Source organism: Rhodopseudomonas sp. RCAM05734, assembly GCF_052658035.1.
Genome location: NZ_CP199742.1, coordinates 3,666,712 through 3,686,677 on the forward strand (window position 1 = coordinate 3,666,712; position 19,966 = coordinate 3,686,677).

The following is a 19,966-nucleotide window of genomic DNA, read 5'->3' on the forward strand; positions in this document are numbered from 1 at the left end:
AGATCTGATGTCCAGCACGTCGCAACTGCAGCCTGTCCTCGATCGCATCGATGCCGATTTCGACCAGAGCCTGGAGCGGCTGTTCGCGCTGCTGCGGATCAAGTCGATCTCGGCCGATCCTGCCTTCACCGACGACTGCAAGAAGGCGGCCGAACATCTCGCCGCGGACATCGCCTCGCTTGGCTTCGACGCCGAAGTGCGGCCGACCGCCGGACATCCGGCGATCGTCGCCACGGCCAAGGGGAACACCGGCACGCGGCCGCATATCCTGTTCTACGGCCATTACGACGTGCAGCCGGTCGACCCGTTGAATCTCTGGAACCGCCCGCCGTTCGAGCCGGTGGTGACCAAGCATGCCGACGGTCGCGACATCATCGTCGCGCGCGGCGCGCAGGACGACAAGGGGCAGCTCTCCACCTTCGTGGAAGCCTGCCGCGCCTGGGTGAAGGTGACTGGGGCGTTGCCGGTCGATCTCACCATCTGCATCGAGGGCGAGGAGGAAGTCGGCTCGAAGAATTTTGTGCCCTTCCTCGAGGGCAACAAGAAAGATCTTGCCGCCGATTTCGCCGTGGTCTGCGATACCGGCATGTGGGATTCCGACACGCCGGCGATCACCACGGCGCTGCGCGGCCTCGTCTATGAAGAAGTGAAGATCACCGCCGCCAACCGCGACCTGCATTCCGGCATCTATGGCGGCGGCGCGCAGAATCCGATCCGGGTGCTGACGCGGATTCTCGGCGGGCTGCACGACGACAACGGCCGCATCACCATCCCCGGCTACTACGATGGCGTGAAGGATCTGCCGCCGGAGATCCTGGCGCAGTGGAAGAAGCTGGGCCTCACCGCCGAGACATTCCTGAAGCCGATCGGGCTGTCGATCCCAGCCGGAGAAAAGGACCGCGAACTGATCGAGCAGATTTCGTCGCGGCCGACCTGCGACATCAACGGCATCGTCGGCGGCTACACCGGCGAGGGCTCCAAGACGGTGATCGCGTCGCACGCTTCAGCAAAAGTCTCGTTCCGCATCGTCGAGGGCCAGGATCCCGTCAAGGTCCGCGATGCATTCCGCGCCTATGTGCTGGCGCGTCTGCCGGGCGACTGCACCGCGGAATTTCTCGATCACTCCAACGCGCCGGCGATCGCGCTCGACTGGAACATGAAACCGCTCGCCGCGGCGAAGGCGGCGCTGACCGACGAGTGGGGCAAGGATGCACTGCTGATCGCCTCGGGCGCCTCGATCCCGATCGTCGCCGACTTCAAGCGCACGCTGGGCCTCGACACTGTGCTGGTCGGTTTCGGGCTCGACGACGACAACATCCATTCGCCGAACGAGAAGTACGACCTGAAAAGTTTCCACAAGGGCATCCGTTCGTGGGCGCGCATTCTCGCGGCGTTCGCGGAGGGAAAGAAGTAACGGCGTTCTTCAAGAAAGAGCGAGCAGTAATTGTTGCTGTTGTCGCCCGGCTTGACCGGGCGATCCAGTATACTCAGGCCGGCGTCTACTGGGTCACCCGGTCCTGGCGCGCAATTGCGCGCAGGCCGGGTGACGACAGTTGAGAAGTTTGCGCCTCCAGGCGCTCGGCGGATCATCTTGACTCAGATCAAGACATCTCCGCGCCTTCGTGACAGAAATGCAGCAGAGGAAGCCCGGATGACAGCAACCGAAATCGCAAAACTGCATTTTTTCGCGGCGATGAGCCAGGCACATGCGGAGGGCGTGGATTCCGACAGCACCTGCCGCGCGCTGCTGAGTCTGGTCGTCGGCAAGTACCTTGAGACCCGGCCGGTGCCCGACGTGCAGTCGGAGCTTCGTTTTGTCGCCGACAATTGCGACCCGGAAACCGACTTCATGTTCATGCGCCCGTAAAATCTCGTCCGCGGGAGCTCGTTCCAAAAATAAAAACGCCGTCCGGAATTGGACGGCGTTTTGATTCAGTGCAGAGGTTTGTGGGACCACTATAGCTGAAAAATCAGTTCTTGTAAGAGGGATCGAGGCGGTCGAGCTTGCGCAACAGCGGCGGCCAGACCAGCCGGGTGGACCGCAATTCGGCGCGGTCGGGATTCGACACCACCTGGGTGTTCTTGTCGATGACCGCCTGGTCGACCGGATAGGCGACCGGACCCAGCATCCGGGTGCGCACCTGCATGGTGCAGGCGCGTTCCAGATGGAACATGCGCTCGAATGCAGAGGCCACCGAGCGGCCGACGGTCAGGGTGCCGTGGTTGCGCAACAGCATGAAGTTGTGCTCGCCCAGATCCTTCTGCAGGCGCGGGCGTTCGTCATGGTCGAGCGCGATGCCTTCATAGTCGTGATAAGCGAGATCGTGGGTGACCAGCCGAGCGGTCTGGTTCAGCGGCTGCAGGCCTTCCAGGCAACTCGCGACCGCGGTGCCATCCGGCGTGTGCAGATGCATGACACAGCCGGCGTCCTCGCGGACCTCATGGATGGCCGAGTGGATGGTGAAGCCGGCCGGGTTGATGCTGTAGTCGCTCTCGGTCAGCTGGTTGCCGTGCAGGTCGATCTTGACCAGGCTGGAGGCGGTGATTTCGTCGAACATCAGGCCGTAGGGATTGATCAGGAAGTGATGCTCCGGGCCGGGGACGCGAGCCGAGATGTGGGTGTCGACCAAGTCGTCCCAGCCGTAATAGGCCACCAGCCGATACGCCGCGGCCAGATTGACGCGCTGGGTCCATTCGGCCTCGGTCATGTCGGATGGCACTTCCTTGAGGCGCGCTTCTGCTGGTGACATGCCGATTTCTCCCGATGATTGCTTGTGACCGTTGACCAAAGCCTAGTCCGGCTCCTGCGGGGCAGCAAGCCAGCCGCTTCGCGGGCCAGTCATGCTTTTCGTCGGCGTTTCCCCGCGGGTCCGCTCATGTCCCCGAGCACCCGGCCGATGGTCGCGGCGGCAGCGTCGATCTCCGGCTCGTTCCAGGCGGCAAAGCCGAGGAACAGACCCTGGCCGCCGATCGCACCCGTGAAGTGCGGCGACAGCGGCCGGGCGGTGACGCCGGCTGCGGCCAGGCGCGCGGCGACCGTGCGATCGTCGAGCCGGGCATCGAGATGCGCCAGCAACTGGACGCCCCCGGCCGGCGGCTCAAGGGTGAGATGCGCGCCGGCGGCGGCCGAGAGCGCCTGCACCAGCCGGTCGCGCCGGGCGCGGTAGATGCGCGTCATCTTGCGAATGTGCGCGGCGAAGTGACCGTCGTCGATGAACTCGGCCAAGGCATCCTGCACCGGCGCCGGCATGATCTGGCCGCTGTGGCGCTGCGCTGTCTCGAACAACTCGGCCAGATCGGGCGGCACGATCACATAGCCGCAGCGGATATCCGCAAAGGTCGATTTCGAGAAGGTGCCGACGTAGAACACGCGGCCGGTGGCGTCGAGGCCCTGAAGCGCCGCGACCGGCCGGCCGTCATAGTGGATCTCGCTGTCGTAGTCGTCCTCGATCACAGTAGCGCCGGCCTCATCGGCGAAGCGTAGCAGTTCGCGCCGACGGTTGATCGGCATCAGCCGACCGGTGGGATGCTGATGCGAAGGCGTGACGAAAATCAGCCGCGGCCGGTCGCGGCGGCCATTCCATGCGAGGCCGTTGCGATCCAGCGGCACGCCGCGCACCTCGGCGCCGGCAGCTTCCATTGCAGCGCGCGCGCCGCCATAGCCGGGGCTCTCCACCCAGGCGATGTCACCGGCATTGAGCAGCATCCGTGCCGTCAGTTCGATCGCAGACTGGGCGGATGGCAGGATGATGATCTGTCGCGCCTCGGCGTGCACCCCGCGATGCTCGACCAGATGGCGGAGCAGGGCGGCGCGCAGCGACATACGGTTGAGCGCCGCGGCGCCCCGCGGGGCATGCCGCGCGGCGCGGCGCAGGCAGCGCGCCCAGACATCGTGGGGAAACGTCCTTGCATCGGCGTGGGCCGGCGCCAGCGGTCGCGCCGGGCCTTCCTGGAACGGCCAGTCGGCCTTTCGCAGCCGCTCGGCCCATCGGGAGGTATACCGCGGCTTCCGGGCATGGCGCGCCACGGCGTTGCCGCCAACGAGCTTGGTAGCGGCGCTCGCGGCGACGGTGGGACGGCGGCCCTGCGCGACGTCGAGATAGCCTTCCATGGCCAGTTGGTCGATGACCCCCGACACGGTGTTGCGGGAGACGCCGAGCTGGCGTGCCAGGTCGCGGCTCGACGGCAGGCGATGGTCCGGTGGCCACGCGCCGCTCAGCATCGTCGCGCGCAACTGGTCGTAGAGCTGCCGGGTCAGCGTCACGCCGCCGTCCGTGCGTTCGACATCGACCAGCCCTGCGAGAACTTCGTTCATCCAACTGGCTCAGTCATATTTCGCAAAATGGATCTTTCGTGAAGGCCAGTAGATCCTAGGGTGGATCGCATGTCGAGTGCCGCGGGCACCAGAAAGCGATCGAACGATGACCTCACATTTTCTCTCGCGCCGAGCGGCGCTGCTGCTGTTCGCGTTCGTTGTCGTGGCGTGGGGGCTGAACTGGGTCGTGACGAAAGCCCTCGTGCAGAGCGTATCGCCGCTGTGGTCGGTCGCGATCCGCTCCGGGATCGCTACGGTGACATTGTTTGTCGTGCTGCTGCTGCGCGGCCAACTGATCGTCCCGCGCCGCGGCGACGTCCCGGTGATCGTCGCTGTCGCGGTCCTGCATATGGGCGCCTTCTCGGTGCTGGTCGGCTTCGGCCTGCAATCGGTGGCGGTCGGCCGCTCCATCGTGCTGGGCTACACCACGCCGCTGTGGGTCGCGCCCGCAGCATGGCTGCTTTTGCGCGAACCGACGACGCCGCAACGGCTGGTGGGGATAGCGCTGGGCATGGCGGGCATCGCCTGGATGTTCAATCCGCTGGCGTTCGACTGGCACGACCGCCGCGCGCTGCTCGGCAACGGGTTGTTGCTGCTCGCGGCATTGTGCTGGGCCGCCAACATCGTCTATGTGCGCAGCCATCGCTGGGTATCGACGCCGTTCCAGCTGGTCTTCTGGCAGGCATTGCTTGCCACTTTGCTGCTGGGGGCGATCGCGTGGCTGCAGGATGGCCCGCCGAGCGGCATCGTCTGGACCCGTGAGCTTGCCGGCCTGTTCCTGTTTGCCGGAATCGTCGGCACCGCGCTCGCGCACTGGGCCATGGTCTTGATCAACCGCAGCCTGCCGGCCACCGTCACGTCGCTGGGCCTGCTCGCCACGCCGGTCATGGGCGTCGCGGCGTCGGCGCTGCTGCTCGGTGAATCCGTCAGCCTTTCGCTGCTGTTGGCGATGGCGATGATTCTCTGCGGCATCGCGCTAGGTACGATGTCGAGCGGCCGCATGACCGAAGCGCGGACCGGCGTAGCCGATGTCGTTCGCACTTGATCCGTTGTGGCCGCCCGGCAACTTGGGCGGAGCGCTGAAGACGCGCGACGCCTGACGCACCGTGCAGACGATCGCAGGGTCGCCTACGGCGCCGGGATCGCCAGCAGGCTGGAAATGCTGCTGCCGCGGATGTCGTAGACGCGGGCGAACACCACGTCGTCGCGCTTGATCTCGGCGATCACCGGCGCGGTCAGGCCCTTGCAGTAGAATTCGCCGAGCGTCATGGCGAAGTCGGCGGCGTGGCTGTCCCAGCCGATGGTGAAGTCGGGACCGAGTGCGACCTGCGCCGGGCGCTGCGGGCCGCACACCGCGACTTTCCACTTGCGGCCGGCGGGCGGGTGTTCCTGCCGCTCGATGATCTCTTCCTTCAGCGCGTCGGACGCCTGCTTCAGAGCCAGGCCCCAGTAGTCCAGCATGAACAGCGAGTCGGCCTGGCGCACGGTGCCGGCGATGTAGTTGAAGTGGGTGTATTGGTAGGGATGCAGGCGGATCATCTCGGCCGCCGGCAACGCCAGACCGAACGCGAACACGGCGACGGCGGCGGCCTGTGCGCCGCGGTGGTTGATGCGCAGCCAGTCCATGCCCCAGGCGAAGGCGGCGCCGGCCAGCACGGTCATCGGCGGGATCACGAAGATGAAATGCCGAATGCCATTGTACAGGGCAGGGCGTTTCACCATCGCGATCAACAACGGCAGCATCGCGGCCATGGTCAGCATCAACAGAATGGTCTTGCGCCGCGCCGGCACGCTGTCGCGCGACAGCGACAGGATTGTCATCACCACGCCGCCGAGCGTCAGGAACAGCAGCACTTCGGGAAGCTGAAGCGCAAACAGGGTCGGCAGATACGACCACGGCATGTCCGGCACCGAGATCATCGCGCCGTCGAACATTTCCTTCCACGGCTTTTCGAAAAAGGCGGAGAAGTAGCTCAGGGCATGAAACGGATTGGCCGGCTCGAGGATCGACCACGGCCAGATCAGGCCCATCACCAGGTAGCCGAAGGCGAGGCCGGGCAACAGCACGTAAAGCATGTGAAGGAAGCGGCGCGCGGCGTTTCGCAGGCCGTGGCTGCGCAGTTCTTCCAGCAGCAGCGGAATGAAGCCGATCAGCGCGTAGACCAGCGCCAGCCCGCCGAGGATGCGACAGCCGATCGAGGCGCCGGCGCCGAGACCGACGATCAGGATCGTGCGCGGCGACGGCTTCGGATACTCTTCCGCCAGCCGGACAAGCCCGAGCATCAGGATGACCATCGCCACGGCGAAGGGCGCATCCTTGGGGTTCATGAACATGTGGCCGTAAAACGTCGGGCACAACGCGAGCAGCAAAAGCGTCGCCAGCCCGCCCGCCGCACCGCCGACGCGGCGGCCGAGGCGCCAGGTGACGGCGAGGCCGATGACGCCGACGATGGCGCCGAGCAGGCGCCTGGTCTCGAACAGCTCCAGCGGAATGATCTTGTGCAGCAGCGCCGCGGCCATGTCGAAACCGCCGCCGTACATGTAGAGGTTGGCGAACGAGAGCGCGCCGGTATCCCGGAAACCGGATCCGTACATCTTCAACAGCAGGTCGGCATATTCAGCGTGGGTATAATCGTCCCACCCGAGGCCATAGTCGCGGAAGGTAAAGCCCGCGATGATGCCGACAACGGCCAGCGTCAGCATGGCAAGGTCGTCGCAAGTCCGTTCCATCGAGCGCCGCAGCGGCGTGTCGATGGCCGAAGTCGTAATGGATGACATGGCTATTGGTAACCCGGCGTCCCCAGTGGCTCAGCTTCAGCGCTCTTTGAGCCTCGTTTCCCCGGCATCCATATAGCGCACTTCTCTTTTTAAGTAATTGAGAATTGTGGCTAAAAATTCTTAGTGCGTTGCACCAAAACGGACAAGGTCAAATCGTTGCTCGCGTGGCGTGCGGTTGGCGACATCAATCCGCACCACGGTCAGGAATAACGCATGATATTTGAACGATTGCTGAATGGCCGCAATAATTAACAAATGGCACCCGTACAAGTTGTGAACGCAAATTGCCGTTTGCTGCAGCAAGCCATATATGACGGTATAGTGGCGTCGGCGACAGACTCGTTCAGCCTGCCGCCGGGGGGATTCGGACGATGATTGTGCTCTTTTTTGCCGGGATGGGTGTCATTCTGGCCGGACTGCTGGCGATCGGCTTCGGAATTCCGGTCAAGGAGTTTGGCTTTGGCAATACGCTGATTCTGACCGGTACCGTTGGTGTTTGCACCGGCTTGATCATGCTCAGCCTGGCGGCGGTCATCCGGGAGTTGAAGACCCTGGCGCAGGGGCTTGTGCCCGCCGACCGGGCTGTTGGCCTGCGGTCAAAGCGGGAGGCTCCGGTTCGCGGGGCCGCCGGCGGGCCGGAAGCGGATACGGAAGAGCGGAGTTCCGAGGAGGGCCCGTTGTTCAGTCGCGACCAATCCGCCGTCGAGCGCGCTGCCACCGGGGATGCGGCGGCGCCGCCATGGCAGCAAGAAGTGCTGCGCGAGCGGTCGCGGGGCAGCAGTCCCCCGGTCGAGACCCCCGCCGAACCGGCCGAACCCAAACGGCGCAACCTGCTGTTTTCATCGTCGCGCCGCGAACGCGAGCGGGCGGCCTCGGAACGGGCGTCAGAGACATCCGATCGCGATCAGACGACCCTCGCCCCGGAGACGACTGCTGCCGACACCTCGCGACCGACGTTCGAGGATTCCTGGCCGCAAATCGACCGCACCAGGCCCGATTCTCCGCGGCGTACCACGTCCCGGAGCCCGTCTACCTTCCGGGATGCCGAGGCCGTACCGCCGCCCGAAAGTCCCGCGCCGCCGCGCCACGACGCTGCAGCCGAAGTGACGGTGCTGAAATCCGGCGTTGTCGATGGCATGGCCTATTCGCTGTATTCGGACGGCTCGATCGAGGCGCAAATGCCGGAGGGTATGATGCGGTTCGCGTCCATCGACGAACTGCGGGAGCATCTTGATCAGCGCGCCTGATGCGGTCGTTCGACCGTTGATCGTGACGACATCCGGCGCTGGATGAGACGCTGCGGTCGAAGCATTTGGTATCGCCATGCTGAGCGCGTTGCGCGCCTATTCGCCAAGAAGAGACGGCTGGTATATCAAGCCGTTCGTGCGGCTTGCACCGTCCCGACACCGCCCGGATCCGCGAAAGAGTTGATGCCATGACCGACCCTGCCGGCAAAACCTTCATCGATCTCACCGCAACGATCGTGTCGGCCTATGTCAGCAACAATCCGATGCCGGCCTCCGACCTACCGGCACTGATCGGTCAGATCCATGCCGCACTGTTGCGGGTCGCCAGCGGTCGCCCGGAAATCCCGCTCGAGCCGGCAAAGCCCGCGGTATCGCTGAAGAAATCGATGACCGCCGATTATCTGGTGTGTCTCGAGGACGGCAAGCGCTTCAAGTCGTTGAAGCGTCATTTGCGGACCCAGTACAACATGACCCCGGAACAGTATCGCGAGAAATGGAGCCTGCCGGCGGACTATCCGATGGTCGCTCCGAACTATGCGGTGGCCCGGTCGCAACTTGCCAAGAAGATGGGTCTTGGCCAGCAGAGGCGCCGACGGAAGTAACCGTTCGCTCGAGGTTCACGGCGCTGGTTCGAACGGATCGTGCGATTTAGGAAAATAAACAATAATAAGGATAGACATCCTTTCCGACTCGTGGGAATAATTTCTTCCACAGGAGGTCGGCGATGACAGTGAACGTACCCCCCCACATTGAAATGACCGGCAATGCCTTCAAAGGAGGGCGCCGATGACCGCTTCCGATCGCAACCGCGACAAGGCCGCCCTGCGGCGAGCGAAAAGCGGGACCGCCGAACCCATCGATGGGTTCCGCGCCCAGCATCTCAGCCTCGCGATGCGCCAGATCGCGACCGAGACCGGTTTCGACAGCGTCCTCGTTAACGACAGCGAAAGCCCGCTGGCCTGGCTGGCGCGCCGCAAGGGGCGCGACGGCCACGCGATGATCAGCCCGCACCAGTTCCTGGCGGGTGAACGCCTGCGCGCGGATTTCACCCTTGGCCACATGGCGCCGCGTGTCACCGCCAACTGGGCGGCGCCGACCGGCGGTCGTCCGAAAGGGGGCGGCAATAATGCGGCCGAGATGACCGAGCGCATGATGTCCGCGCGGCAGCGCGTCAAAATGGCAATGGAGGCGTGCGGCCCGGAATTTGCGGGGCTACTGATGGATGTCTGTTGTTTCCTGCGCGGCATCGAGGATGTCGAACGCGAGCGCGGCTGGCCGGCGCGATCGGCCAAGGTGGTGCTGCAACTGGCGCTGGATCGCCTGGCGCGGCACTACGGTTTCCTGCGCGAGGCGAGGGGGCGGGAGAAGGCTGACATCCGCACCTGGCTGGCGGAGGATGCGGCGTTCGAAAGCGGCTGAACGGGCGCTCAGGACGCTGCGGCGAGCGCCTCGCGGGCATCGGAGCGAATACGCTCGACCATGGCACGCAGGCCGTTGGAGCGCTGCGGCGTCAGGTGTTCGCGAAAGCCGAGCGCATCGAACTCCGCGAGCGGATCGGACGACAGGATCTGCTGCGGGGTGCGGTTGGAATACAGCGTCAGCAGGATCGCGATCAGGCCGCGCACGATGTGGGCGTCGCTGTCGCCGAGATAGGTCAGCACCGGCTCGCCGGCATCGGTACGCGCGAGCTGACGCGATAGCCAGACCTGGCTGGTGCAGCCGTTGACCTTGTTGGCGGCCGAGTGTTCCGCGTCGGGCATCGGATCGAGGGTGCGGCCGAGTTCGATGACGTAACGATAGCGGTCGTCCCAGTCGTCCAGCAGTGAGAAGTTCTCTTTGATTTCGTCAATCGTCATCGCGGCCTGCATCTGTTGCTGGCCCTATATAGGGGCGCGGCGGCGCGAAAGCGACCGCCGGACCGCGCTATTCCGGTAAATGTTCCGATTGACGACCGCTACGGTTCAGCCACTGGCTGGCGCCATTCCGCCTGCAGATCGGCCGGGATCAGGGTGTCCGGAACGGTCGATGTCGGATCCTGCTCGGCACCGTCCATGCCGCCGATCGAACCGGTATGGTCGGGCGGGCGTTTGTCGGTGATGATCTGGTAAAGCTTACGGGCACCCTCCTGGGCGCGCTGGCCAAGGACTGTCGCTGCCTGGCCGCCGACCTCGCAGGCTGCAGGCTGGCGCTTGCAGAACTGGCTCATATCGGACACCGCGGCAGATGCCGCCGACACCGCTTCGGACGCGCCGACCTGCGGCAGCTTCTCGGATTCCGGCGTCTTCTCTCTGGGCAACAGCACGAGCACCAGCCCGAGCCAGAACGCCATGCGAAGCAGGAAAAACATCGCGCAACCCCGTAAACTTCTCTTCGTCCGGTTGCGATTAGTTTCGCAATCTGGTCCTGACTAACAGGCGTCGATAAACCGCAAGTGTTTGAGGTGCGGTTAAAACGTCGAAAATTTGCGTAAAATCCCGATCAATGGATTCGCCGTAAATTTTTCATTGCCGGGCGTGCCAGCCGTCTGTGCGCGTCGCCGCGATATGCACCCTTTCGAAACCATAGCGAGAGGGCGCCGGAAACTTGTCGTTCACCATCTGCGCTGAATGAACGCGATGCAGCGCGCGAAACCGCCGTCAGCGGCGTTGGTTTCGGAATCGGGCGTCCGGCTTTAGCGTTAGCTTAATTTCGCTCTGACACGGTGAGGCAACGATAAGGAGGCGTTCCGGCACGTCTGACACGACGAGCAGGCCGAAGCGCGAGAACCGTGACCGTATTGAACATCTTCCGCGATTGTCTCGATGCATTAGTGCATCCGTCTGTGCGCTACGATGCGCTGACGAGTGCACGTCATCGTGCCTTTATGGCGCCGCGACTGCTCGGAAGCCTCGCGGCGTTCGCTGCGTTTCCGGTGTACCTGGCGCTGCGCGGTGCACCCAGCGCTTTCGAGGTCGCTGCCTTTGCGTGGCTGATCGCGCCGATCCTGCTATCCTATTTCCTGTCGCGCACCGGTCGCTATGAGAGCGCACAACTGTTGTCTTCGCTGGCTCTGGCCGGCCTGTTGATGATGATTGCCATCGCCACCGGTGGCATCGAATCTTTCGCGGCGATCTGGCTGGTGGTGGTGCCGCTGGAGGCTGCGCTGTCGGCGTCACGTCGTGTTGTCGCGTTTGCCTCCGCGTTGGCGTTGGCCTGCGTCTCTATCCTGATCGTGCTGAGCGGCTCGCATCTGCTGCCGGTGTCCGAGGCAGGCGCGGTCGCGCATGGCGTGTTCACCGCATTCGGTATCGCCTCCGCCACGTTGTATGCATCCGGTCTGGCTTTCGGCGCCGAGTCGCTGGCGCGCACCGGCGTATCTCTCCTCAATGTTGAGGAGGATCGCTATCGCTTGCTGGCGCGCAATATGAGCGACGTGATTTCACGTCACCGCCGCAACGGCGCCATTCAGTTTATTTCGCCGGCTGTCGAAGCCTTGATCGGCGAAGCGCCGGCGCGGCTGCTCGGGCATGGCCTGTTTGATCGCGTGCATGTGGCCGACCGTCCCGCCTATCTCACTGCGCTGTCCGACGCCGCGCGTGGCGGCGTGGCGCGCAGCGTCGAATTCCGGCTGCGGCGTGATAGTCGCGGCGGCGCCGACGGGCGTGTGGCGTCGGCCGAATTCATCTGGGTTGAAATGCGCTGCCGGCCGCTGGAGCAGGGGGCGGGACCGGTTGAGCCTCAGGACGTCGAAGTCGTCGCCGTGATGCGCGACGTAACCGACCGCAAGACCCAGGAAGAGGCGCTGGCGCTGGCGCGCACCGAGGCCGAACGCGCGGATGCTTCCAAAACCCGCTTCCTGGCTACGATGAGCCACGAACTCCGCACGCCGCTCAATGCCATCATCGGATTCTCCGAGATGATCGTGCAGGAAGACGTGCTGATGATCGATGCAGCCAGGCGCAAGGAATACGCGCAGCTGATCAACGATTCCGGCCAGCACCTGCTGTCGGTGGTCAACGGCATTCTCGATATGTCAAAGATGGAATCCGGGAGCTTCGAAATCACGCCGGAGCCGTTCGCCCCGCGTCCGGCGATCATCAATTGCTGCAATCTGCTGGCCCTCAAGGCGCGCGAGAACGGCATCGACCTGGTGACCGATGCGCCGCAGGATCTGCCGGAGCTGAACGGCGATCCGCGCGCGTTCAAGCAGATCCTGTTGAATATCGTGTCCAACGCCATCAAGTTCACCGAGCGCGGTGGAACCGTCAGCGTGACCGCTGCCGTGGAATCGTCGCGGCTGATCCTGCGCGTGACCGATACCGGGGTCGGCATCGGCGTCGAGGATCTCAAGCGCATCGGCGACCCGTTCTTCCAGGCCGGCAAGACCTATCAGCGGCGTCACGAAGGCACCGGCCTCGGCCTGTCGATCGTCAAGAGTTTGGTCGGCATGCACGGCGGTGATATGCAGGTGCATAGCCGCATCGACGAAGGCACCACCGTCGTCATCGCATTGCCGCTGGAATTCGCGCCGGCGGTTGAACCCGCGAGCAATATCGCAACGCTCACGCCCGCGGTTCGTCACGTGCCGTCCGACCACACCCGTCAGGTGAAGAAAAGTGCCTAAAGCAGCATCTCCCAAGCAAGCCAAGTCTCAGCGCGGTCGCGGATCGCTCGCGATCGAAGAACCGACGGAGCGCAGCATCTTCCTGCGCATGCTGCTCCACAGCCCCAAGGACATGGTGGCCGGAACGGTCGCTTTTGCTGCCGTCTCCGCCATCATTGGCAACGCGATCTTCCTGCAGGCCGGACGCCATCCGTCGCCGATGTTCGGCTCAAGCGTCACCGTTCCGCTGCCTGCGCCGTTGACGAGTCCGTTGCCCAAACCACGCCCGCTAGATGCCAGCGCGCAGCCAGATGCAAAGTCGCTCGACGCGCGTCTGCTCGATTCCCGATCGGTCGACGGCAAGGCGGTGCCCAAGGCCGTGGAGCCGCGCGCGACCGATCCGATAGCCAATGTGATGAAGCCCGCAACGCCGCCGCCGAGTTCGGTTGCGGTGGCGCGCCCGCCGGCACCGATTCCCAACGCCGCTCGCCACGATCCGCTCGGCGATCTGATCGTCAACTCGCGCCGCGTGGCGGCGGTGCAGCGGGCGCTGACGGAATATGGCTACGGCCAGTTGAAGGCAACCGGCACGGTCGGTTCGGATACCCAGGCCGCCATCCAGCGCTTCGAGCGCGAGCGCAAATTGCCGGTGACGGGCCAGATGTCCGACCGGCTGGTGCGCGAGCTCGGCACCGTGACAGGACGGCCGATCGACTAGCGTCGATCCGCTCGCTGGCCTATCGTCCCCGCCATGAGATTGAAATCGTCCATATGGGTGGCCGCGTATCTGCGCCGCTGCCAGTCCGAAGGTGTATTCGGTGCTGTGCGCCGGCGTGGCGCCGAAGAGGCGGGCGCCGTGTTCGTCAAGGTGGCGCTGATGAACGGCAACGCGATGCTGTACGCGCCCGCGCCGCAGACCGTCTATGACGACAGCCGTCCGATCGAACGCATCTTCATGCCGTCACCGCCACAGCCGGTGGAGGAGCGCAAGATCGAGGAGCGGCTGATGAAGGAGATGTCATTCGATCCCGACGTCTGGATCGTCGAGATCGAGGACAAGGCAGGCCGGCATTTCCTCGATCTGGCGAAGCCGTAGCGACCTTCCTTGCATTCGCCGACGGCGAGGCGGAAGTCGCCTCAGCCCGGCTATTTTCTGCCGTTGCGCACCCGGGTGATGTCCACGCCCGGCTGCACGGCGGGGCGCGCTTGGGCCGGTGCCGACCGCGCGCGCTGACGTTCATCGTCATAAAGCGCGGGGCGGTACTTCGTGCGGGTCGCGGCCATGTTGGCGCCGCGCCATGCCGCGACCATGATCAGCGCCGAGCGTTCGCTCAGGATATCGTAGAGCCGCGACAGCCGGTACACGTGGTGGACCGACGAGGCCGAGCTCGGGGTTGAGGAACATCAGCACGCGCTGATACATGTCGCTGGGCATCGCCAGCGCCTTGGCCATACAGGCCAGCGGCTCGCCGCCGGGATCGCTGACGACCCGATCGGCGACCTGCGACGGCAGCAGTAGCGCGTCGCCCAATTCGCGCGCAAAATTGTCGCGGTCCTCGGCAAAGGCGGCCATCTCCAGAATGTGCAGCGCGCGGGCTGCCCGGGCCGCGGGGATGCGTGCGGCCGGCTTCAGCGGCTTGTCTGACAGACTATACAGTATCTGCGCACGCTCACTGGCCGTACCTGCGAAAAACATGTCGCTGATTTCGGCGGCGTCGGTCGGCTGCATCGTCATGGTTGTCGACATGCGCGGCTGCGTTTCCGTCAGGGGCTTGGGTTCGACGGCCGGCGCAACCGGCTGCGCGATGCTGGCAGCGAGGGGGACGCGCTGCTCCGGTGCCGGGGCATGAAGCCGGAGCTGCTGCATGATGGCCACCGGCGTGCGCGGGTAGATCGCGAGCCGGGCACGGACCGCTGCGCGGGTGGCATCGTCGACCTGATCGATCAGACGCGACGCCAACTCCACGAATTGCCGTTCTTCATCGATGCTGTGCGTGTTGGCCTGGACGTAAAGGTCGGTCAAGACGCGCAGCAAGGTCGGGCGGATGTCGACACCCTCTCGCCGAGACAGTGTCATCAACCCGTCGAAACCCGGAAACATCGGAGGTGCGGTCATATGGCGATACGCTTACGGAGGGAAAACCTGACACGACTTTACGCCCCACCGCTTAAGACGCCGTTAACCATGCGCCTCGGCGTCAGGGGACAACGGCGAAGCCTGCTCGACATTGCAAACAGGGTGAGATTTCAGCAACGCGGGGAGGGTTACGGTATGGGCCGTTAAGACCGCATTAACCATGATCGCTCTTAGATGAAGTCGCGCCGGCCATTTTTGGCGAAGCGGCGCGGAGACAACGAATGAGCACGATCATCAAGTTCCCGGTGGATGCGGCAGCACGACGGCCGGGCATCAATGCGGGTGTCGGCTCGGCCCGCGAAGGCGGCGCGACCATCGTGATCCTTCCGGTCGTCCGCATCGAACGCGACACCGATGGCACCAACGGCAGCGGCCCGGAAGAGGGCACCGCACCGGGGCGCCGCCGTCGCCGCCGCGCACGTTCCTGACACCGGACCCTTTCAGATGCCGGATACGACGTCACCGATCCGGATACGGCCTCGGCTCATACCTGCACCACTTCTGTCTATTTCGCTTGTGCTGAGCGTCCTGCTCGCCGGCTGCAGCGGCGGTGATTTCGGCCGCGTGCGCCAGGACGCGCTCAGCGACAACATGCATCGCTGGATCGGCGAAGAGGCCACCGCAAGCGTCGGACTACGCTCCTCCGAATTCCAGTTGACCGACAACGAACGCCTGATGCGGGATCTGGCCTATCCGCTGATCGAGCCGCCGCATTCGCGACCGCTGTGGAAGAATGTCTTCGGCGAGTACAAGCCACTACCTTCACCATGGCGCCAGGCGCCGGTCTTCGATCGCACCGCCTATGGCCGGCTGCTGATCGACGAACCGCGTCGCTCGCCGACATCGCGCTACGCAACGCTGGCGGATGACGTCCGCAACGACATCGTGCGGTTCGAGCCGTTCTTCGCCAATGCGGCGCGCGTCATCGAATTGGACGGAAAACGCAATGCCAGCTTGAATCTGGTTTCCAGCCTGTCGCCCCGCGAACGCGCCGACGCGATCGCACGGATGGACGAAAACGCGCTGATCGTGCAGTGGGTCGAGCAATGCCTGCAGCGCCGGGTATCGTCCTATCGCTGGGCGCTGGAACGGCTGGTGATCCAGACGCCGGACAACATGGCAGCCAATGTCGACATGCTGATCGGCGAGTTGTCGTCGCAGACGGCGAGCGTGGCCATCGGGCGGTCGGGGCGGTCCGGCGTGGTGAGCAAGGGTTAGCGGGCGTCACACGCGGTCATTCCGGGGCGTGAGGCTGTGCTATCGCTTCCCCGGCACGGTCTTCGTCGGCGGTTCGGTCTGCACCCGGCAACTCGCCGCGGCCAGCGAGGCCTGCGCCTGTGCCATCAGCCCGGGTTCGGGCGCCAGCGCCTTCAGCACGATCAGGCCATCGGCCGTCGGTGCGTCGATGATCAGCCGGTCAGCCGCCGTCACGTCCTCATCCTCCGGCAACGCCGCGTGCTGCGCTTCGGTCATCAGATCGAGCTCGATGACGCGGCGGCCGGCCGAGCGATCGTTGATGGCGTAATAAGCGACGTCGCTGCGCGTATAGAATGACACCGAGGTGTAGGACTGGCTGACAGGCACCGCGAGCTTGATCGGACCGCTCGACAGGTCGTAGCGGCACACGGCAACCGCGAAGGCGGGATCCATGAAGGGCAGCAGCGTATTGCCCGGTTCGGTCGGCGGCAGCGGCGTCACTGCATTCAGCTTGGTGATGGTCGTCAGCCGCGAATAGGCGTCCTGCGTTGCGATCCGCGGCAATGCCAGCACGCTGACGAGGTGCACCACGCCGCCAAGCAGGATACCGCCGACGATGGCGAACAACAGCCGGATCATGGGCAGCCTACCGTGGCGATGGAGGGCATCGGCGCATCGCGCTGCGTGCGCGTCGCCACTCCGACCGGCGTATCGTAGAGCCGCAGCATCAGCACGTAGCGTTCCAGCGCGCCGGTCGGCAGCCAGTTGCCGGCGCGCGAGCGCGACGCGATGCGCACCTCGAAGCTCCCGTCGGCGCGGCGGACGATCTCCTGGCTGGTGAAGCCGTAGCGCTGCAGCGAGTTCGGCACCAGGCGTCCCTTGGTGTCGTACAGCGACAGCGTCCAGAATCGCGCGGGCGGCGTGACGCCGCCGACGACCACATCGCAACGGCCGTCCAGCGGGCGCTTGTTGTCGTCGGTGGTCGCGGTGAAGGCGATGCCGTCGCCGGTGCCAACCGGCAATTCGCCGGATCGCGCGATCGAAGCACGGGCATAGGGATCGATCTCGCTGGTACCGGTGCGCGGCCTTGCGGTCCACGCGCCAATGGTCAGCGTGCCTAGATCGGTGCCGCGCGTGGCGGTCATCCAGGTGAGGCCGAGGCCGACAACGGCGGCGACGATCAGGCCGAGCAGGGTGAAGAATATCAGCCGCACGTGTGCATCATTTTTTGCGCGGCGAGGGCGCCGTCGGTGTGGCCACGGCCAACGGCGCTTCGGGGGTGGCCGAGGCAAAGCTGTCCGGAAATGCCAGCGCGCTGGACGCGCGCGGCTTGGCCGGTTCGCTGGACGAAGTGGTGCCCGCGGTCTTGCCGGCTTCGTCGAGCAACTTTTCGACGCGCACGAGAATATCGGCGCCGCGCCGGGTCAGGATCGGTGGCGGGCCGGGCTTGGCATCGGGCGCGCTCGAGGCGACGTTGGCAGCGGCGGCAGTGGCGGGCAACTTGGTGCCGGCGCCGATGCCGGGAATTTCCTTGATCTCGACGCCCTGATGCGCGGCGACCATGATGTCGTGCCAGGTCTGCGCCGGCATGGCGCCGCCGGTCAGCCGGTTGGTCGAGGAATAGTCGTCGTTGCCGTACCACACCGCGCAGGTGAAGTTGCCGGTGTAGCCGACGAACCAGGCGTCTCGATACGCATTGGTGGTGCCGGTCTTGCCGGCGGTGGGAATGCCGTCAAGTGCCGCGCGACGCGCCGTGCCCTCGGAGACCACGTGACTCATCATGCCCGCCATGTCGGCGGCGACCGAAGCGGGAATCGCCTGCAGCGGCTTCTTGCCGTCGCGGTCGAAGCGCCAAACTGAATCGCCGGCACCGGTGCGCACTTCCAGCACCGCATGCGGCGTCACCGACTTGCCTTTGTTGGGGAAGGTGACATAGGCGACGGCGTGTTCGAGCACGCTGACCTCGGCCGAGCCGATCGGCAGCGACGGCGTGTCTAGCAGCGGCGCCGTGATGCCGAAGCGGCGCGCCACTTCGACGATCTTGGCGCGGCCGGCCTTGGCTGGATTTGGCGATTTGCCGCCGAGCGCGATCGACAGTTTCACTGGCACGACGTTGATCGAGTGGGTGATTGCCTGGGTCAGGGTCACAGCGCCGGAATAGGAATGGCCGTAGTTCTGTGGGCACCAGTTGCCGATGCATACCGGGCCGTCGACGACGATTGACGTCGGCTTGAAGCCGTTGAGCAGCGCGGTCGTGTAGACGTAGGGCTTGAACGACGAACCGGGTTGGCGCATCGCGTCGACCGCGCGGTTGAACTGGCTGGCGCCGTAGTCGCGGCCGCCGACCATGGCGCGCACGCCGCCGTCGAGATCGGATACCACGGTCGCCGCCTGCGTCGCATGATAGTCGCGGCCGAACTGGCGCGGCTGGTTTTCGATCGCGGCTTCCGCCGCGCGTTGCACGTTCATGTCGATCGCCGTGCGCACCACGAAGACGCGCTCGGTGTAGGATTTCGGAAACGTCTCGACCAGCCGGCGCATCTCGTCGAAAGCCCAGTCGAGATAATAGTTCGGCGACACTTCCTCGCGGCGATCGACGGCGGTGGCCGGGTTGCGGCGGGCGCCGAACACCTGGCCCTCGGTCATGAAGCCGGCATCGACGAGGTTATCGAGCACCTGGTTGGCGCGTGCGCGTGCGGCCGGCAGGTTGATATGCGGCGCGTACTTCGTCGGGGCCTTGAACAGGCCGGCGAGCATCGCGGACTCCGCGAGATTGACGTCGCGCGCCGACTTGTTGAAGTAGAAATGCGCCGCGCCGTCGACGCCGAAGGTGCCGCCGCCCATGTAAGCGCGATCGAGATAGAGTTTTAATATCTCGTTCTTGGTCAGGCGGGTCTCGAGCCAGATCGCCAGGAACGCTTCGTTGACCTTGCGTTCGATGGTCCGCTCGTTGGACAGGAACAGGTTCTTGGCGAGCTGCTGCGTGATCGAGGAGCCGCCCTGGCGCACGCCGCCGGCCTGGGCGTTGGTGACCAGCGCGCGCGCGGTGCCGGCCACGTCGATGCCGAAGTGGTCGTAGAAGCGGCGGTCTTCGGTGGCCAGCGTCGCCTTGATCAGGTTGTCCGGAAAATCTTCCAGCGGAATCGAGTCGTTGTGCTTGATGCCGCGGCTGCCGATCGGATTGCCGTAGCGATCGAGGAACGTCACCGCGAGATCGGATTTCTTGAGCCAGTCGTCATCGGCGGTTTCGCGGAACGCCGGCTGCGCGAGCGCCAGCATCAGCACCAGGCCGCCGAGGCCGATGGTAGCCATTTCCGACAGCGGCTCGATGAACACCCAGCGCTTCCAGCGACCGACATAGAAGCGGTCCATGAAGGTGGAGTAGCGCTCCCAGAGTTCGCGCAGCCCGACGCCGGAGGAAAACAGCGTCGAGTCGATACGCGCATCGAAGTCCAGCAGGAAATGCCGGAGCTTTGTCTTCCATGCGGATGGCACGATCTGGCGCACCGGGGCCCTTGGTCGGTTGGTCGGCAGGCCCCCCCATCGGGAACCGCGCTGCGACGTCTTGCGGAAGTGATGCGGCAAACCCAAGGCGCTTTTGCGACCGCGGGAGTGCCGCCCAACTTCTAGCCGAGGCCACCCGATAAACCAATGGCGCTGCAGGGATTTTGCGGGGCAAGACTAACGTCTCCCCGGCTTTTGCGGCGGCT

19 protein-coding genes and 1 pseudogene are annotated in these 19,966 nt (G+C 64.9%); 11 read left to right on the forward strand and 9 right to left on the reverse strand.

All coding sequences use genetic code 11. The features are described from left to right. The first annotated feature begins 7 nt into the window (after window positions 1-7). A complete protein-coding gene (locus ACUXVA_RS17235) occupies window positions 8-1,414 on the forward strand; it encodes a M20/M25/M40 family metallo-hydrolase (RefSeq protein ID WP_445487217.1) in 1,407 nt (468 codons plus the stop codon). 237 nt (window positions 1,415-1,651) lie between these two features. Continuing rightward, window positions 1,652-1,867 (forward strand): hypothetical protein, encoded by a 216-nt coding sequence (locus tag ACUXVA_RS17240; RefSeq protein ID WP_445487219.1) that lies wholly within the window; start codon window positions 1,652-1,654, stop codon window positions 1,865-1,867. A gap of 103 nt (window positions 1,868-1,970) precedes the next feature. Here the strand turns inward: ACUXVA_RS17240 and ACUXVA_RS17245 are convergent, their stop codons facing one another. Together ACUXVA_RS17245 and pdxR are read right to left on the reverse strand one after the other, a co-directional pair. After that, window positions 1,971-2,750, reverse strand: coding sequence for a class II aldolase/adducin family protein (locus ACUXVA_RS17245; protein WP_445487221.1), 780 nt, complete (start codon window positions 2,748-2,750; stop codon window positions 1,971-1,973). An 89-nt stretch (window positions 2,751-2,839) separates the two neighbouring features. Further along, window positions 2,840-4,315 (reverse strand): MocR-like pyridoxine biosynthesis transcription factor PdxR, encoded by a 1,476-nt coding sequence (gene pdxR, locus ACUXVA_RS17250; RefSeq protein ID WP_445487223.1) that lies wholly within the window; start codon window positions 4,313-4,315, stop codon window positions 2,840-2,842. 106 nt (window positions 4,316-4,421) lie between these two features. On the opposite strand from pdxR, the gene ACUXVA_RS17255 reads away from it, so the two are divergent. Further along, window positions 4,422-5,360 (forward strand): DMT family transporter, encoded by a 939-nt coding sequence (locus tag ACUXVA_RS17255; protein ID WP_445487225.1) that lies wholly within the window; start codon window positions 4,422-4,424, stop codon window positions 5,358-5,360. An 83-nt stretch (window positions 5,361-5,443) separates the two neighbouring features. On the opposite strand, the gene ACUXVA_RS17260 is transcribed toward ACUXVA_RS17255, so the two are convergent. Next, window positions 5,444-7,093 (reverse strand): glycosyltransferase family 39 protein, encoded by a 1,650-nt coding sequence (locus tag ACUXVA_RS17260; protein WP_265079198.1) that lies wholly within the window; start codon window positions 7,091-7,093, stop codon window positions 5,444-5,446. A gap of 371 nt (window positions 7,094-7,464) precedes the next feature. Here ACUXVA_RS17260 and ACUXVA_RS17265 point away from each other — a divergent pair, with 371 nt between their 5' ends. From ACUXVA_RS17265 to ACUXVA_RS17275, 3 genes are all read left to right on the forward strand, one after another. After that, on the forward strand, window positions 7,465-8,340 hold the full coding sequence (locus tag ACUXVA_RS17265; protein ID WP_265079197.1) for a DUF308 domain-containing protein: 876 nt from the start codon (window positions 7,465-7,467) through the stop codon (window positions 8,338-8,340). Window positions 8,341-8,528: 188 nt separating this feature from the next. Beyond that, window positions 8,529-8,942, forward strand: coding sequence for a MucR family transcriptional regulator (locus tag ACUXVA_RS17270; protein ID WP_265079196.1), 414 nt, complete (start codon window positions 8,529-8,531; stop codon window positions 8,940-8,942). A 184-nt stretch (window positions 8,943-9,126) separates the two neighbouring features. Then, window positions 9,127-9,759 carry a DUF6456 domain-containing protein gene (locus tag ACUXVA_RS17275; RefSeq protein WP_445487228.1) on the forward strand — a complete coding sequence of 211 codons (633 nt, stop codon included), beginning with the start codon at window positions 9,127-9,129 and terminating at the stop codon, window positions 9,757-9,759. Window positions 9,760-9,767: 8 nt separating this feature from the next. Here the strand turns inward: ACUXVA_RS17275 and ACUXVA_RS17280 are convergent, their stop codons facing one another. Further along, the gene (locus ACUXVA_RS17280; protein ID WP_265079195.1) at window positions 9,768-10,196 is read right to left on the reverse strand and encodes a SufE family protein; all 429 of its coding nucleotides are present in this window, start codon (window positions 10,194-10,196) and stop codon (window positions 9,768-9,770) included. A gap of 98 nt (window positions 10,197-10,294) precedes the next feature. Then, window positions 10,295-10,687, reverse strand: coding sequence for a DUF5330 domain-containing protein (locus tag ACUXVA_RS17285; protein WP_265079194.1), 393 nt, complete (start codon window positions 10,685-10,687; stop codon window positions 10,295-10,297). Window positions 10,688-11,107: 420 nt separating this feature from the next. Here ACUXVA_RS17285 and ACUXVA_RS17290 point away from each other — a divergent pair, with 420 nt between their 5' ends. Genes ACUXVA_RS17290 through ACUXVA_RS17300 form a run of 3 tightly spaced genes read left to right on the forward strand, consistent with a single transcriptional unit; the run spans window position 11,108 to window position 14,018 of the window. After that, entirely contained in the window at window positions 11,108-12,943 is a 1,836-nt protein-coding gene (locus tag ACUXVA_RS17290) for a PAS domain-containing sensor histidine kinase (RefSeq protein WP_445487231.1), read from the forward strand. Next, window positions 12,936-13,640 (forward strand): peptidoglycan-binding protein, encoded by a 705-nt coding sequence (locus ACUXVA_RS17295; protein WP_265079193.1) that lies wholly within the window; start codon window positions 12,936-12,938, stop codon window positions 13,638-13,640. The genes ACUXVA_RS17290 and ACUXVA_RS17295 overlap by 8 nt, the downstream gene beginning before the upstream one ends. A 33-nt stretch (window positions 13,641-13,673) precedes the next feature. Next, on the forward strand, window positions 13,674-14,018 hold the full coding sequence (locus ACUXVA_RS17300; RefSeq protein WP_265079192.1) for a DUF1491 family protein: 345 nt from the start codon (window positions 13,674-13,676) through the stop codon (window positions 14,016-14,018). 50 nt (window positions 14,019-14,068) lie between these two features. Here the strand turns inward: ACUXVA_RS17300 and ACUXVA_RS17305 are convergent. Then, window positions 14,069-15,038: pseudogene (locus ACUXVA_RS17305) on the reverse strand (DUF2336 domain-containing protein). Window positions 15,039-15,280: 242 nt separating this feature from the next. On the opposite strand from ACUXVA_RS17305, the gene ACUXVA_RS17310 reads away from it, so the two are divergent. Together ACUXVA_RS17310 and ACUXVA_RS17315 are read left to right on the forward strand one after the other, a co-directional pair. Beyond that, window positions 15,281-15,487, forward strand: a complete 207-nt coding sequence (locus ACUXVA_RS17310) for a hypothetical protein (protein WP_265079190.1) — start codon at window positions 15,281-15,283, stop codon at window positions 15,485-15,487. 16 nt (window positions 15,488-15,503) lie between these two features. After that, window positions 15,504-16,277, forward strand: coding sequence for a hypothetical protein (locus ACUXVA_RS17315; protein ID WP_265079189.1), 774 nt, complete (start codon window positions 15,504-15,506; stop codon window positions 16,275-16,277). Window positions 16,278-16,316: 39 nt separating this feature from the next. Here ACUXVA_RS17315 and ACUXVA_RS17320 read toward each other — a convergent pair whose 3' ends face one another. Genes ACUXVA_RS17320 through ACUXVA_RS17330 form a run of 3 tightly spaced genes read right to left on the reverse strand, consistent with a single transcriptional unit; the run spans window position 16,317 to window position 19,763 of the window. Continuing rightward, window positions 16,317-16,895: a DUF1254 domain-containing protein gene (locus ACUXVA_RS17320; RefSeq protein WP_265079188.1), complete on the reverse strand. Its 579-nt coding sequence runs from the start codon at window positions 16,893-16,895 to the stop codon at window positions 16,317-16,319. After that, complete coding sequence (locus tag ACUXVA_RS17325) at window positions 16,892-17,470, reverse strand: DUF1214 domain-containing protein (protein ID WP_265079187.1); 579 nt, start codon at window positions 17,468-17,470, stop codon at window positions 16,892-16,894. Before ACUXVA_RS17325 ends, ACUXVA_RS17320 begins: the two co-directional genes overlap by 4 nt. Window positions 17,471-17,477: 7 nt before the next feature. Beyond that, window positions 17,478-19,763: a transglycosylase domain-containing protein gene (locus tag ACUXVA_RS17330; protein ID WP_445487235.1), complete on the reverse strand. Its 2,286-nt coding sequence runs from the start codon at window positions 19,761-19,763 to the stop codon at window positions 17,478-17,480. Between the last annotated feature and the right edge of the window lie 203 nt (window positions 19,764-19,966).

Bases quoted from the DNA above. Each gene is read 5' to 3' on its own strand.
- ACUXVA_RS17235 (WP_445487217.1), top strand. From the start codon at position 8: ATGTCCAGCACGTCGCAACTGCAGCCTGTCCTCGATCGCATCGATGCC.
- ACUXVA_RS17240 (WP_445487219.1), top strand. From the start codon at position 1,652: ATGACAGCAACCGAAATCGCAAAACTGCATTTTTTCGCGGCGATGAGC.
- ACUXVA_RS17245 (WP_445487221.1), bottom strand. From the start codon at position 2,750: ATGTCACCAGCAGAAGCGCGCCTCAAGGAAGTGCCATCCGACATGACC.
- pdxR (WP_445487223.1), bottom strand. From the start codon at position 4,315: ATGAACGAAGTTCTCGCAGGGCTGGTCGATGTCGAACGCACGGACGGC.
- ACUXVA_RS17255 (WP_445487225.1), top strand. From the start codon at position 4,422: ATGACCTCACATTTTCTCTCGCGCCGAGCGGCGCTGCTGCTGTTCGCG.
- ACUXVA_RS17260 (WP_265079198.1), bottom strand. From the start codon at position 7,093: ATGTCATCCATTACGACTTCGGCCATCGACACGCCGCTGCGGCGCTCG.
- ACUXVA_RS17265 (WP_265079197.1), top strand. From the start codon at position 7,465: ATGATTGTGCTCTTTTTTGCCGGGATGGGTGTCATTCTGGCCGGACTG.
- ACUXVA_RS17270 (WP_265079196.1), top strand. From the start codon at position 8,529: ATGACCGACCCTGCCGGCAAAACCTTCATCGATCTCACCGCAACGATC.
- ACUXVA_RS17275 (WP_445487228.1), top strand. From the start codon at position 9,127: ATGACCGCTTCCGATCGCAACCGCGACAAGGCCGCCCTGCGGCGAGCG.
- ACUXVA_RS17280 (WP_265079195.1), bottom strand. From the start codon at position 10,196: ATGACGATTGACGAAATCAAAGAGAACTTCTCACTGCTGGACGACTGG.
- ACUXVA_RS17285 (WP_265079194.1), bottom strand. From the start codon at position 10,687: ATGTTTTTCCTGCTTCGCATGGCGTTCTGGCTCGGGCTGGTGCTCGTG.
- ACUXVA_RS17300 (WP_265079192.1), top strand. From the start codon at position 13,674: ATGAGATTGAAATCGTCCATATGGGTGGCCGCGTATCTGCGCCGCTGC.
- ACUXVA_RS17310 (WP_265079190.1), top strand. From the start codon at position 15,281: ATGAGCACGATCATCAAGTTCCCGGTGGATGCGGCAGCACGACGGCCG.
- ACUXVA_RS17315 (WP_265079189.1), top strand. From the start codon at position 15,504: ATGCCGGATACGACGTCACCGATCCGGATACGGCCTCGGCTCATACCT.
- ACUXVA_RS17320 (WP_265079188.1), bottom strand. From the start codon at position 16,895: ATGATCCGGCTGTTGTTCGCCATCGTCGGCGGTATCCTGCTTGGCGGC.